14 protein-coding genes are annotated in these 13,219 nt (G+C 65.1%); 6 read left to right on the top strand and 8 right to left on the bottom strand.

Annotated elements, in window-relative coordinates; all coding sequences use genetic code 11:
* Positions 1–118: 118 nt before the first annotated feature.
* The 5 genes from dnaJ (at position 119) to ACVILI_RS05035 (ending at position 3,708) form a co-directional block, all read left to right on the top strand.
* Complete coding sequence (dnaJ, locus tag ACVILI_RS05055) at positions 119–1,249, top strand: molecular chaperone DnaJ (protein ID WP_019862366.1); 1,131 nt, start codon at positions 119–121, stop codon at positions 1,247–1,249.
* Between the two features lie 150 nt (positions 1,250–1,399).
* Positions 1,400–2,002, top strand: a complete 603-nt coding sequence (gene pmtA / locus ACVILI_RS05050; RefSeq protein ID WP_019862365.1) for a phospholipid N-methyltransferase PmtA — start codon at positions 1,400–1,402, stop codon at positions 2,000–2,002.
* Positions 2,003–2,082: 80 nt separating this feature from the next.
* Positions 2,083–2,679, top strand: a complete 597-nt coding sequence (locus ACVILI_RS05045; RefSeq protein WP_019862364.1) for an NADPH-dependent FMN reductase — start codon at positions 2,083–2,085, stop codon at positions 2,677–2,679.
* An 11-nt stretch (positions 2,680–2,690) separates the two neighbouring features.
* Positions 2,691–3,404 (top strand): orotidine-5'-phosphate decarboxylase, encoded by a 714-nt coding sequence (gene pyrF, locus ACVILI_RS05040; protein WP_038653622.1) that lies wholly within the window; start codon positions 2,691–2,693, stop codon positions 3,402–3,404.
* 16 nt (positions 3,405–3,420) lie between these two features.
* Entirely contained in the window at positions 3,421–3,708 is a 288-nt protein-coding gene (locus ACVILI_RS05035) for a DUF1330 domain-containing protein (RefSeq protein WP_019862362.1), read from the top strand.
* Positions 3,709–3,740: 32 nt separating this feature from the next.
* Here ACVILI_RS05035 and ACVILI_RS05030 read toward each other — a convergent pair whose 3' ends face one another.
* Positions 3,741–4,487, bottom strand: a complete 747-nt coding sequence (locus ACVILI_RS05030; protein WP_038653618.1) for a GntR family transcriptional regulator — start codon at positions 4,485–4,487, stop codon at positions 3,741–3,743.
* A gap of 78 nt (positions 4,488–4,565) precedes the next feature.
* Here ACVILI_RS05030 and ACVILI_RS05025 point away from each other — a divergent pair, with 78 nt between their 5' ends.
* A complete protein-coding gene (locus ACVILI_RS05025) occupies positions 4,566–5,102 on the top strand; it encodes an autotransporter (RefSeq protein WP_038651044.1) in 537 nt (178 codons plus the stop codon).
* Between the two features lie 7 nt (positions 5,103–5,109).
* Here ACVILI_RS05025 and ACVILI_RS05020 read toward each other — a convergent pair whose 3' ends face one another.
* From ACVILI_RS05020 to ACVILI_RS04990, 7 genes are all read right to left on the bottom strand, one after another.
* A complete protein-coding gene (locus tag ACVILI_RS05020) occupies positions 5,110–6,183 on the bottom strand; it encodes a D-alanine--D-alanine ligase family protein (protein WP_240564574.1) in 1,074 nt (357 codons plus the stop codon).
* Between the two features lie 152 nt (positions 6,184–6,335).
* On the bottom strand, positions 6,336–7,208 hold the full coding sequence (locus ACVILI_RS05015; RefSeq protein ID WP_038651038.1) for an SMP-30/gluconolactonase/LRE family protein: 873 nt from the start codon (positions 7,206–7,208) through the stop codon (positions 6,336–6,338).
* On the bottom strand, positions 7,208–7,846 hold the full coding sequence (locus ACVILI_RS05010; RefSeq protein WP_038651034.1) for a 2-dehydro-3-deoxy-6-phosphogalactonate aldolase: 639 nt from the start codon (positions 7,844–7,846) through the stop codon (positions 7,208–7,210). Before ACVILI_RS05010 ends, ACVILI_RS05015 begins: the two co-directional genes overlap by 1 nt.
* On the bottom strand, positions 7,843–8,802 hold the full coding sequence (locus ACVILI_RS05005) for a 2-dehydro-3-deoxygalactonokinase (protein ID WP_038651031.1): 960 nt from the start codon (positions 8,800–8,802) through the stop codon (positions 7,843–7,845). Before ACVILI_RS05005 ends, ACVILI_RS05010 begins: the two co-directional genes overlap by 4 nt.
* Positions 8,799–9,566: an SDR family NAD(P)-dependent oxidoreductase gene (locus ACVILI_RS05000; protein ID WP_019862353.1), complete on the bottom strand. Its 768-nt coding sequence runs from the start codon at positions 9,564–9,566 to the stop codon at positions 8,799–8,801. The genes ACVILI_RS05005 and ACVILI_RS05000 overlap by 4 nt, the downstream gene beginning before the upstream one ends.
* 266 nt (positions 9,567–9,832) lie before the next feature.
* A complete protein-coding gene (locus tag ACVILI_RS04995; RefSeq protein WP_019862352.1) occupies positions 9,833–11,182 on the bottom strand; it encodes a putative bifunctional diguanylate cyclase/phosphodiesterase in 1,350 nt (449 codons plus the stop codon).
* Between the two features lie 209 nt (positions 11,183–11,391).
* A complete protein-coding gene (locus ACVILI_RS04990; RefSeq protein ID WP_038651027.1) occupies positions 11,392–13,209 on the bottom strand; it encodes a hypothetical protein in 1,818 nt (605 codons plus the stop codon).
* Positions 13,210–13,219 lie beyond the last annotated feature (10 nt).

Genomic DNA, 13,219 nt, shown 5'->3' with positions numbered 1-13,219 from the left:
CCGGACAGAGGCACGCCAGCACTGGCATCCGGGCGGCACCGATCCTAAATCGAGACAGCGTGCCGGCAAAAGACGCAACAATGCATCAAGACGTTGAGCATCCGGACAGCGGGAAAAAATGAAAGCTGATTTCTACGAAACGCTGGGCGTGCAAAAGGGCGCCGACGAGAAGGAGCTCAAGAGCGCTTTTCGCAAGCTCGCCATGCAGTTCCATCCTGACCGCAACCCCGGCGATCATTCCTGCGAGCACAAGTTCAAGGAAATCAACGAAGCCTACGAGACGCTGAAGGACCCGCAGAAACGCGCGGCCTATGACCGTTTCGGCCACGCCGCCTTCGAACAGGGCGGCATGAATGGCGGCGCGCAAGGCTTTGGCGCCGGCGGCTTCGCCGACATCTTCGAGGATATTTTCGGCGACATGATGGGTGGGCGCCAGCGCCGATCGTCAGGCGGCCGCGAGCGCGGCGCCGACCTGCGCTACAACATGGAAATCTCGCTGGAAGAGGCTTTCGCCGGAAAGACCGCGCAGATCCGGGTGCCGGCCTCGATCTCCTGCACGGAATGCTCCGGCAGCGGCGCCAAGCCCGGCACCCAGCCGGTGACCTGCTCGATGTGCCATGGCCACGGCAAGGTGCGCGCCACGCAAGGCTTCTTCTCGATCGAGCGTACCTGCCCGCAATGCCAGGGCCGCGGCCAGACGATCAAGGATCCGTGCCCGAAATGCGCCGGCCAGGGCCGCGTCACCGAGGAGCGTTCGCTGTCGGTCAACATTCCGGCCGGCATCGAGGACGGCACCCGCATCCGCCTTGCCAATGAGGGCGAGGCCGGCCTGCGCGGCGGGCCTTCGGGCGACCTCTATATTTTCCTGGCGGTGAAGCCGCATGAATTCTTCCAGCGCGACGGTGCCGACCTCTATTGCAAGGTGCCGATCTCGATGACGACGGCCGCCCTTGGCGGCTCCTTCGAGGTGACGACGCTGGATGGCAGCCAGACCAAGGTGAAAGTACCCGAAGGCACGCAGAACGGCCGCCAGTTCCGCCTCAAGGGCAAGGGCATGCCGGTGCTGCGCCAGCCCAATGTCGGCGACCTCTACATCCAGACCGCTGTCGAGACCCCGCAGAACCTGTCGCGCCGCCAGCGCGAGTTGCTGGAGGAGTTCGAACAGCTGTCCTCGCAGGACAATTCGCCCCAATCGAGCGGGTTTTTCGCCCGCATGAAGGATTTTTTCGAGTCTTTCGGCGAGCGCTGATAGTGCAAGAACGGCGCGGGAATGCATGAAACGCGCCGTGTTTTGAGACGCGACGAAATCTATCTTATCCACGACATGCGTCTCGCAACGCCTTGCCTTGCGTCAACCAGATGTTAAGTAGCTTTGCGGGGAGCCTTGAGGAGAGCTTGCATGACACGTGGTCACGGACTGCGGAAGGCGCTTGCCGAGAAGTTCGACGACGAACTCAAATTCTTCAAGGGCTGGATCGACAAGCCGAAGACGGTCGGTTCGATCGTGCCGACCAGTTCGATCACCGCGCGCAAGATGGCCTCGATCGTCAATCCCAGGTCCGGCCTGCCGGTGCTTGAAGTCGGTCCGGGCACCGGTGTCATCACCCGCGCCATCCTCGCTCAGGGCGTACGGCCCGAAAACCTCTATGCCGTCGAATACAACACCGATTTCGTGCGCCATCTGCGCCAGCTCTATCCCGGCGTCAACGTCATCGAGGGCGACGCCTTCAACCTCAACGCGACGCTTGGCGAGAGGAGCGGGATGATCTTCGATTCCGTCGTGTCCGGCGTGCCGCTGCTCAATTTCCCGGTCGCCCAGCGCATTGCCTATATAGAGAGCCTGCTCGACCGCATCCCGGCGGGCCGCCCGATCGTGCAGCTGACCTATGGCCCGATGTCGCCGATCCCGGCCGGCCGCGGCGACTACACTGTCAAGCATTTCGATTTCATCTTCCGCAACATCCCGCCGACGCAGCTGTGGATCTATCGAAGAGAGGGATAAGGCAGTAGGCAGTAGGGAATAGTCAGGAACCGCTTATCTCCTACTGCCTATTCCCCACTGCCTACTCTCTTTGCGAAGCAATGGCAGTGATCCCGAAAATCCTCGTCTTCGCCGGCTCGGTGCGCAGCGGCGCCTATAGCGGCAGGACCGCCGATGTGGCGCAGAAGGAACTTGCGGTGCAGGGCGCCGAGGTGACCCGCATTTCGCTCGCCGATTATCCCTTGCCGATCCTCGACGAGGATCTGGAGAAGGAGGAGGGTGTCCCCGAAAACGCCGTCAAACTCGGCCGTCTGATTTCAGCCCATGACGGATTGCTGATCGCCACGCCCGAATATAACGGCTCGATCCCGCCGCTGCTCAAGAACACGATCGACTGGGTGAGCCGGGTGCGCCGCGATGGCGGCCGATCGGTCAGGCCGCTTGCCGGCAAGGTCGTCGGGCTGTGTTCGTCCTCCAATGGCCATTTTGCCGGCATACGCTGCATCAACCATCTGCGCGCGGTGCTGGTACGCTGCCAGATGGAGGTGGTGACACCGGAATGCTCGGTGCCGGACGGCGGCGACGCCTTCGACGAAGGCGGCAATTTCCGTGACGAAAGACTGTACAAATCGATGGAGCATTTATGCCGCACGCTGATCGAAACCTCGCGCATGCTGTCGACCCGGATCGAGGCGTGACCGCCACGACCATGCAGGCCAAATCCATCCGGGCCCAGTCCATCCAGGAAAGACTGATCGTCGGCCTCGACGTGCCGACCGTGCGGGAAGCCGAGCAGGCGGTGCGCGAACTCGACGGCGTCGTCTCCTTCTACAAGATCGGCTATCAGCTGGCCTTCGCCGGCGGGCTCGACTTCGCCAGGGAGCTGGCCAGCGGCGGGACAAAAATCTTCCTCGACATGAAGCTGCTCGACATCGACCACACGGTGGCCAAGGGCGTCGAGAACATCGTCAAGATGGGCATGACGATGCTGACCATACACGCCTATCCCAAGGCGATGCGTGCGGCCGTGGACGCGGCCAGGGGCAGCGACCTTTGCCTGCTCGCCGTCAGCGTGCTGACCTCGATGGACGAGCAGGACATGATCGATGTCGGCTATGAATATGACCCGCACACGCTGGTGTTGCGGCGCTCGGAACAGGCGCTGCATGCCGGCATGGGCGGCATCGTCTGCTCGGCCGCGGAAGCCGAAGCGGTGCGCCGCATCGTCGGACCCGACATGGCGGTGGTGACGCCCGGCATCCGGCCGGTGGGCAGCGACCATGGCGACCAGAAGCGCGTGGTGACGCCGGCGCAAGCGATCCGCAACGGCGCCAGCCATCTCGTCGTCGGCCGCCCGATCGTCGCGGCAAGCGACCGCCGCGCGGCGGCGCAGGCGATCCTCGACGAAATGCGCTCTGCATAGAATAAGGGAGAGAACAATGCCCAAGGGATACTGGATCGCCCGCGTCGATGTGCGCGATGCCGAAGGCTACAAGGAGTATATCGCCGCTTCGAAGCTCGCCTTCGACCGTTTTGGCGCGAAATTCCTGGCACGCGGCGGAGCCCATGAGCTGGCCGAAGGGCCTGGCCGCGCCCGCAACGTGATCATCGAATTCGAATCGCTTGCGATCGCGCACGACTGCTACCATTCGCCGGAATATCAGCGCGCGGTCGCCATCCGCCAGAAGGTCGCCGACGGCGAGATCGTGCTGGTCGAAGGGGCCTGAAGCGCGCCGCGCTTTTCCCCGGAACTGCTCTTTCAGACGAAGTCCTGAAGGTTCACATCCCGCAGCTTGGCCCCGCCAAGCAGCGCCCCGACCAGTTGATGCTTGAGGGCAAGGCACTGCGAGCGGGCGAGTTTCACGATGCCGGGAACGTCGCTCTTTTCGCAGGCCTGCAGCAATTGCTTCTGCTGTTCGATGATCAGCGGCATGAAATCGCGCGACTTGAAGCCGAGATGGAGCGCCCGTTCCGACTGGTCGAGGATCTGGCTGAGCAGCTGTGCCAGCCGCAAATTCTCGGAAAGCTCGGCGATCGCCAGGCGGAAGGCACGGTCGGCCGCGAGGAACGCAACAGGGCTGCGCAGCGTCTCCGGCTTCAGCACCTTTCTCGCCGCCAGCCTGATCTCGTCCAGCCCGCGCTCGGTGATGCCCGTGGTGGCAACCCGGAACACTTCCGGCTCGACCAGGCTGCGCACGTCGAAGATCTCGTTGACGTCGCGTAGGGTCAGCGTGGTGATGACATAGCCGCGACGCGGCTCGCTCCTGACCAGACCCTCCTGCATGAGCCGGGCAAGTGCGGAGCGGATCGTCGCCTTCTTGATGCCGTAGCGTGCCTCGATCTGCTTTTCGGTCAGCGCTTCACCAGGCGACAGAACGCAAGCGACGATATCGCTCTTCAGCTGTTCGTAGGCCTGTTCGCTGCGCAGCACATCCGCCGTCGACAGCGCCGGCGTACCATCCGGGGACGCGGCCGATTTCGATGGCGTGGCTTTTGTCGGCTTCATGCTTGTCTCGCCTTTCATCGGTCTTGACATTGGCCATCTTAGCTATGCTAACTGAGCATCTCAGTCAGGAGCTGTGGCATGCCTCTATCGGCCGACTCCCCTCTCTACCGCGCGATCAGGGATATCGTCAACGCGGCGGCCGGCGCCAATCCCTTCGAGGACGTCAAGGCTGTCTTGAGCGACTATACCAACCGCTTCCATGCGCTCGGCGGGCTGGTTCACGAGGAGGAGGACGACGAGCTTTTGCTGCATGCCAGCCCGAAGCTGACGATCTACCACATCACGCTTTCGCCCGGGGTGCAGTATCCGCCGCATAACCATCTGATGGACGCCCTGGTCGGCATCTATTGGGGCGGCGAGACCAATTTCATCTACCCGCTCGCCGGCGAAAAGGTCGCCGAGCCGGAGCGGCAGGATTTTTCGGCGCCCTCGCTGGTGCACATGTCTTCCAGCACCATCCACTCAGTCGCCAATACCGGCAGCGCCCGCTCCGGCGCCCTGCATGTCTATCTCGGCGATCTGCCGGGCACCGACCGCCAATTGTGGAGCCTGGCCGACAACCGGCCGGAACCCTTCGACAACGCCAGGTACATGGCCGGCGCGCGACCGATATAGGCCAAGCCTAGCCGCTGCGGCGCTGACCGATAAATCGGCCTGCCGCCGTCGCCGCCATGGCATCGGCGAGGTTCAGGCCCCATTGCTGGCGGCAATAGGCGCGGAAATCGAAGCAGGGAAGGCCGGGGCAGACCTCGAACTCGATCAGGTGAACCGTCTCGTCGGCCTCGACGCGCAGGTCGATGGAAAACACGTCGCGCAGGCCGAGCCCGCCGATCAGCCGCCCGGCGATCGCCCTGACCCTGGCGTCGGCGACCGGCTGGGCATCGGCGACGGCGACGAGCTCCGGTTCGGCATAAAGTCCTGCCGCCTTCGCCGCCTCGCCGGTTTCGCCGTAGAGCGCCATGCTGTCGGCCATGGTCTGGAAATCCGCGCCGGAATCGACAAAGGCGATGCCGAGCGCCTCGACACCGGTTTGCGGCGTCAGCCCGAGGAAGCTGGCGCGCACATTGCGGCCGGCGACATAGGGCTGGACGACGACATCGTCGCGATAGGCGGCGAAGACGCGCCGGCTAAGCTCCAGCGCATGGGCCAGCTCATAGCACCGGGAATCCGGCCAGATGCCTATCTTGGCGCCAAGCCGATTGGGCTTGACGAACCAGCCGGCGGTGGAGGCCGGCGGCTCGACCAGCCATTTGCCATCGCGGGCAAGGCCGGCTTGCGGCGCCGGCAGGCCGAGCGCGCCAAGGACGGCGCCGGAGCGGAACTTGTCCTGGCAGAGCGCGAACAGCGAATCGTCGGCTCCGATCGTCCGCAACCCCTTGAGCCGGGCCAGCGCAGGAGCCGCGCCGCCACGGAAATAGGCGATGCCATCAGACAACGTCCAGACCAGCGTGTTCTCAACATCCTCACCCTCCAGCGTCTCGGCGGCATCGTCGAGCGCCACCGGCGCAAAGGCGAGACCGCGCGCCTCGCAGGCGACGGCGAGTGCCGCGAATTCGGGAGCGATGTCCGTCGACTGCGCCAGGTAGGACGAGATTTCGGTGGCGCGCTGCGGCGGGAAGCCGTCGGCGACCAGCCGGTCGAAGCAGGCCTTCTCCGGCTCGTAGACAAGGATCAGCTTCGGCTTGCGGCTCGACATGAGATGGACGATTCCCGGCGATGCGATCGCCTACCATCGCACGGCCGACGCAAACAGCTTTCGCGAAACCGACCCAAGCCGGACGCCTGCGTGACAACACCGCTATGAAGAGGGGCGGCGCCGATCGCCCAGTCTGTTCGGGCGCTCTCTGTTCAGGCGATCAGCACGCGCGGTTCGAACCGGCCGTTGACGGGGATGTCGATGAGGAAGGTCATGCCCGCCTGCGGATCGAGCTTGCGCTGCTTGTCGTCCTTGCCCTTCCAGGCCGAGGTCACCGCCAGACGGTCGGCCTTGGCGCCGACAAAGGCCGGACAGGAGGCCTGCGTCACCGGCATGGGAATTTCGCGCAGCAATGCGCCATCGGGCGAATAGGCCTTCACCGCCGCGCCGCCCCAGACGGCATTCCACAGCACGCCATCGCGGTCGACGACGGAGCCGTCGACATAGCCCTTCGAGGAGCGATGGTCGACGAACACTTTCGGTACGCCAACCGGCAGGCCAGTCGCCGGATCGCAGGCGACGCGCATCAAGAGGCCGGTCGCGGTGTCGGTGTAATAGGCGATCGTCCCGTCCTGCGAAAAGCAGATCGAGTTCGACACGGTGATGTCCGAAAACAGGCGGCGCAACTCGCCCCTGAAAAACCAGTAGATCGCGCCCGCACCCTTGCTCTCGTCCTTGGCCATCGTGCCGACCCAAAAGGCACCGCAGGGATGGACGCGGGAATCGTTGGAGCGGGTGAGCGGATTGTCGGCCTCGATGGGCGTATGCAGCGTCATCGCACCGGTCGCGACATCGCGGACAAAAAGCCCGGTCTCGGTGGCGATCAGCTGGCGCTGGTCGTCGATGATGGCGATGGCACTGGCCATCTGGCCAAGCTCGTGGATTTTCAGCGCGCCCGTGAGCGGCTTTTCCAGAAGCTTGCCGTTGACGATATCGAACCAGAACAGCGCATCGCTGGCCGGATCGTAGCTCGGGCCTTCGCCGAGCTGGCAGATGTGATCGGAAAAAACCGAAACTTCGCTCATCATGCTTCTCCGAACACCGCGTCCCAGGCCGCGACGGCGGCGTGCGCACGCGCCGCGACGTCGTCGACGCTCATGCCGGGCTTGAACAGGCTTGAGCCCAGGCCGAACACCGTGACGCCCACCGCCTTGTAGCCGGCAAAATCCTTCTCCGAAACGCCGCCAACGGCACCGACCAGCGTCTGTGCCGGCAGCACCGCCCGGATGGCGGAAATGCCGGATGCGCCGAGCGCGCTTGCCGGAAAGAACTTCAAGGCCGAGGCGCCCAGCCGGATCGCCTGAAAGGCCTCCGTCGGCGTGAACACGCCGGGCATGGTCACCATGCCGTAGTGCATGGCGCGCGCCATCACCTCGGCATCGATGTTGGGGCTGACCAGCAGCCGCCCGCCGGCCTGGTGCAGGCCGTCGACATCGGCCGCCGTCAACACCGTGCCGGCGCCGATCAAGGCCGACTTCGGCAGCACTTGGACAATCCTGGCGATCGACGAGAAGGGCTGGGGCGAGTTGAGCGGCACTTCGATCGCCTCGATGCCGGCATCGAACAGCGCCTGCCCCATGGCAATCGCCTCGGCGGGTTTCAGGCCACGCAGTATGGCGACCAGCCCGCGCTTGAGTTTTGGAAAGGCTGCGGTCTCGGTCATGCCAAGGCTCCGGTTCTGGCGATCATGCCGTTTTCGCGCGCGGCTTCGATGAGACCGGCGCGCACCGCTTCATCGGCGTCGACGGTGCGGACGGCAAGTCCTGCGAGGTCGAGTGCAGCCTGGTAGAGCACAGCGAGCGCACCCGAGGCAATCAGCACGACCGGCGCATCGCCGGCGCCATAGCGGCGCTTCGCCGAGGCGATCTCGCCGCCGATCAAAAGCCCGGACAGGCAGGCCGCCGCATCTTCCGACTTCAGGTCCTGCAGGAGCCCGGCGGCACGGATGGCAAACAGCTTCGAGGTGACATCGCCACCCTCGCCGAGCGCGCGTTCGCACCATTGCCGGAAGAATGTATTGTCCCCGGTGACGGGAGCCGGATGCTCGCCCAGCGAATGCTTGAGGATGGAGTGCGCGGCCAGCACCGAAAACAACTCGCCGGTCGGCCATGTGCCGAAGCCGGCAACCGCGCCATCCTCGACCAGCACCCATTTCGAATGGGTGCCGGGCATGCAGGCGAGATGCCGCCCCTTTGCCGGCAAACCGGCGCCGGCCAATTGTGTTTCCTCACCGCGCATGACATCGGGCGCATCGGCCAGGCGCTGGGCGAGGCCCGGCACGATGCGGATGTCGCGTTTCTGATCAGCCACGCGAGCGGCACCGCCAAGGATGGCGCCGATCGGCGCCGGTACGGTCACATACGGCGCCTCGATCCAGCCCTGACGAGAGCCGGCCATGCCGCAGATGATGACGGGCAGTGTTTCCGGCGCGCCCATGGCGGCCAGATGGCCTTCCAGAACGTTCGAAAAACCTTTTTCGCGCGCGGTGATCAGGCCGTCATCGCCGCGGCGCTCGGCCAGCACCTTGCCGCTGCCGTCGATCAGCCATGCGCGCAGCCGGGTCGTGCCCCAATCGAGCGCGGCGACCGCCGGAGCGTTGCCGGCAAATTCCGGGGTCACAGAAAACCTCCGTCGACGATCAGCATCTGCGCGGTCAGCATGCGCGAGGCGTCCGAGGCGAGGAACAGCACCGTGCCGACCATGTCGTCCGGGCGCATGACCTCCTTGATGCACTGCTTGGCAACATGGGCGGCAAGCGCCCCTTCGGTCACCCAGCGTTCCTGCTGCCGTTCGGTGATCACCCAGCCTGGCGCGACGGCGTTGACGCGGATGCGGTCAGGCCCGAGCTTGCCTGCCAGCCCCTTGGTGAGGCCGAGGATGCCCGCCTTGGCGGCGGTATAGGCCGGCATGTCAGGGTGGTTGATGAGGTAGGATGTCGAGGTGAAGTTGATGATCGAGCCGCCGCCGGCCCGCTTCATGCCCGGTGCCACCGCCTGCGCGGTGAAGAAATGTGGTCTGAGGTTGATCGCCTGGTTGTTGTCCCAGAACTCCACCGTCACGTCCTCGACGGCGTGGCGCTCGTCCCAGGCGGCATTGTTGACCAGCACGGTGACATCGCCATGCGCCTGTGCCGCCCTGGCAGCCGAGGCGCGCAGCGCCTCGATGTCGCGCAGGTCGGTCTTGAGGTAGAGCGGCCGGCGGCCGAATTCCTTCTCGATGCGGTCGGCAAGCAGCGTGCTCGGCCCCTCGGCGATGTCGATGAAGGCGACATTGGCACCCTGGCGCACGAAACCCTCGGTCAGCGCCGCGCCGATCCCGGAACCGCCGCCGGTGATCAGCACCGAGGCTCCCTTGAGGTCGGCAAAATCCGCCGATGGCATCATATTCTTCTCTCCCGGCGCATGACCCCGAAAATCGGATCGATTTTCGGATAGGGATCATGCGCAAATATAAGTTGCTACAGCGTCCTTTGCGCGTCCCAGGGACGCGCGGTGCTGTAGGCATGAACGGCGCGCATCCTAGCCACGCAAGTCGCGCGGGCAAGGGCGAAACGTCGGATTTGCAGGCTTATGTCGGACAAAACGACAATGCGCCGCACCGGAAGTGCGCCGCGATATCGGCGGAATGTCGATTAGGCCGAAAGCGCCGGTCAGATCGCCTTGGCGCGCAGGGCGCCACGGAAGGAATCGCGGAGATAGCCGAGCGTGGCGTCGGCATCGACCGGCTTGCCGAACAGATAACCCTGCCCGCCGGCGCAGCCGAACTGGACCAGGCGATCGGCCTGCGCTTCCTCTTCTATGCCTTCGGCGACCACATCCATGCCCAACCCTTCGCACATGGCGAGAATGGCGCGGATGATGTGTTCGGACGGGCGGTCGTCGAGAATGGAGGCGACGAAGGCGCGGTCGATCTTGAGCTTGTCGAAATGGAATTCGCGCAGGCGGCCGAGCGAAGACTGGCCGGTGCCGAAATCGTCGAGCGAGACGCGGATGCCGACGCGCCGCAGATCCTCGACGATCTGCGCGGCGGAGGCCGGGTCGTTCATCAGGCCGGTCTCGGTGATCTCGATCTCGAGACGGCGCGGATCGAAGCCGGTGCGGTCGAGGATCGCCAATATGTGCAGGCCGGTGTTCTGGTCGACGAGCTGCGAGGGCGACAGGTTGAAGGACAGGAACAGGTCGCTCGGCCAGCTCCTCGCCGCCTCGGTCGCCTTGCGCAGCACCAGCTGCGACAGCGGGCCGATGATGCCGCGCTCCTCGGCGATGGGGATGAAGACCGTCGGCGGCACGGCACCGAGATCGCGATCGGTCCAGCGCGCCAGCGTCTCGAAGCCGATGGTGCGGCGCGTGGTGAGGTCGACGATCGGCTGGAAATGCGGTTCCACCTCGCCCGCCGAGACGGCGCGGCGCAGCGCCTGCTCGATGCGGGTGACGCGCTTGGCCGCCTCTTCCATCTCGCGGGTGTAGACGACGACGCGGCCACGGCCGGAACGCTTGGCGTGGTAGAGCGCCGTCTCGGCCTTGTTGACGAGGATCTCGGTGGTCTCGTCGCCGGAATAGAACAGCGAGCAGCCGACCGAGGCCGACAGCCTGGCGGTGCGTTCGCCGACATCGTAGGGCGCCGACAGGATCTCGATCAGCATGCGGGCTTTTTCCGCCGCCGCGTCCTCGGAGAACACCAGCGGATAGAGGAAGGCGAATTCGTCGGCGCCGATGCGGCAGACCGTCGAATGGCCGTCCATCGAGGCGCGCAGCCGCATGGCGACCTGGATCAGGATGTCGTCGCCGGCCTTGTGACCGAACAGATCGTTGATAGGCTTGAAGCCATCGAGGTCGAGAATGCCGACTGTGAAGGGCGCGGGATCATCGGCGCGGTCGCTGATCAGGCGATCGACCTTGTCGAAGAAGCGGCGATGGTTGCCAAGCCCGGTCAACGGATCGGTGAAGGCCAGATCCGTGCTCTCCCTGTTTGCCTGACCGGTGCCAAACGGAGTTTGCATCGGTGTCCCTGTTTTAACGTCGGAATTTGTGTCGGAGACTGCCAGCAAACCCTTTAGGAAACGTATCTCGAAAATCGATTTTTCGCGGCCGGAACGTAATCCGGAAAAGCGGAATCCGGGTTTCACCGGCGATCTTGCCGGGGCAGAAAGCCGGATACCCCGGGGAGCCGGCTAAACCAAGCGTCAAGCCTTTGTTTTCGCGCTGATTTTCAGCCGCCGAGCTTGACGCGATAGAGCTCGAGCCGGGCACCCCGTGTCTCCGCCACCGGCTCCAGCCAGTCCGGCAAATTGCCGCGCGTCAGCCCGGCCAGAAAGCCGTCCGGCGCCCTGCCGACGAGCAGGCGGGTTTCCGGGTTGCCGCGGCAGAGCGCGACAAGCCCGACATGGTGGCTTTCGACCACCGACCTGGCATCGGCGGCCGATCCGAGGAAGGTATCGAGTGCAAGCAGGTTTCCCGCGACGTTGCGATGATACGGTCCGGCGAACACGCGATGTCCGGAATAGGCCAGGATGGGCGAGCCAAGATTGGAAATGGCGAGCACGGTGGTGTCCGGCAGCTGGCTGAGCGCTGCGAACGAGGTCTTGCCTTGGCAGTTCCCATCGACACTGGCGGCCTTGACGGCCTCAGCTGTTTCGAAGGCGCTTGATGCAGCCACGGCCGCGCACGCCCAGAGTGCGTTGACCGAGACCAGCCAGGCCGCGGCCACCCTGAGCGCGGCGCCGCGCGACGGGCTGGCTTCGGCCCGCTGCCGCCATTTGGCGATCCAGGCGCAAAGCGGGATCACCGCCAAGGCAATGGAGAAAGTCGAGCCGCGCACTTGCCAGGCACTGACCAGGAACGCCACCACCAGCAGCGCGCCAACGAGGCTGTCCTGCCGCCGCGAGCCGCCACGGCCGAGGCCAAGCGCCATCAGCAGGATCGCCACCAGTGGCGTGGCGAAACGCTCCACCACCGCGACCTGGTTGTAGATGACAAGCTTGTACAGCGACTGCGCCTCTTCGATGTTGTCGAGCCATAATTCCCTGAGGCGCGGATCGAGGTTCGCATAGGGGGCTGCCAGGCATTGCGGGAAAAGCGACACCACGACAGCGCCCAGCACGAGCACGAGCAGGCCGAGCGCAAACAGGCGACGGCCGAGCGTGGCGTTGGCCATGTTGAGCGATGCCACGGCGGCAAGGCCGCATCCGGCGAGCGCGGCCATCACGAACTGCACTGTCGAGAAAGCATCGCATTGCGGCTGGCCCCACGCCGATGGGGCGATGGTGGTGAGGAAGACCAGCCCCGAAACGCCGGCAAAGCCAAGGCCGAAATCCCTGGCGATCCGCCCCTCGCCGCTGGGGTCGGCGACAAACAGCAGGGCAATGCACGCGCCGATGGTGGCGACGTAGGGCGCCGTTTCCATGCCGACGGCCAGCATCAGCGCCGCGCACAGGCCCGCGAGCAGCGCCGCCCAGCGCTGCACGGGTGCGTCGAGCAGCAGGCTCAGGCAGGCCATGGTCAGCGTCAGCTGGACATTGTGATGATCGAGCGAGCCGGGCGAAAAGATGCCGATGAAATGCAGCGCCGCGGCGCCGATGACGACAGCCGGCAGCACGGCCGCGGCACCGGCGAAACTGCGCGCCGCGCGGGCGGTAAAGAGCAAAGCGAGGTAGAAGAGCAGTGCCGGCCAGAGCACCTCGGCGATGGTCTCGGCCCTGGCCATGCTGCCGGTCAGCGCCGAGGCTACGAGAACGATGGCGGCGAGCGGCGCGTCGACCAGCCGCGACCAGTGCATGACGAAGCCGCCTTCAAGACCCATCCGGTACTGATGCAGGTCGAACCAGCCCTGGCCGGCCAGCATGTCGCGAACCTCGACCAGACGCAACAGATTGTCATTGTCGCCGCCGGCGTCGGTCAAGTCGCGGAATCCGCTGAGGGCGCTGACGGCAACCATCACCAGCGTGGCGACGAGCACGAGCGCGAGGTCGTTGCGCCGTGACGGAAGTGGCTTGGCCTCGACGGAGATCATGGTATCGGCAGGAGTCACGGGACGGCCT

The organism is Mesorhizobium sp. USDA 4775 (assembly GCF_054062655.1).
This window is presented reverse-complemented; position numbering and strand designations above follow the sequence as displayed.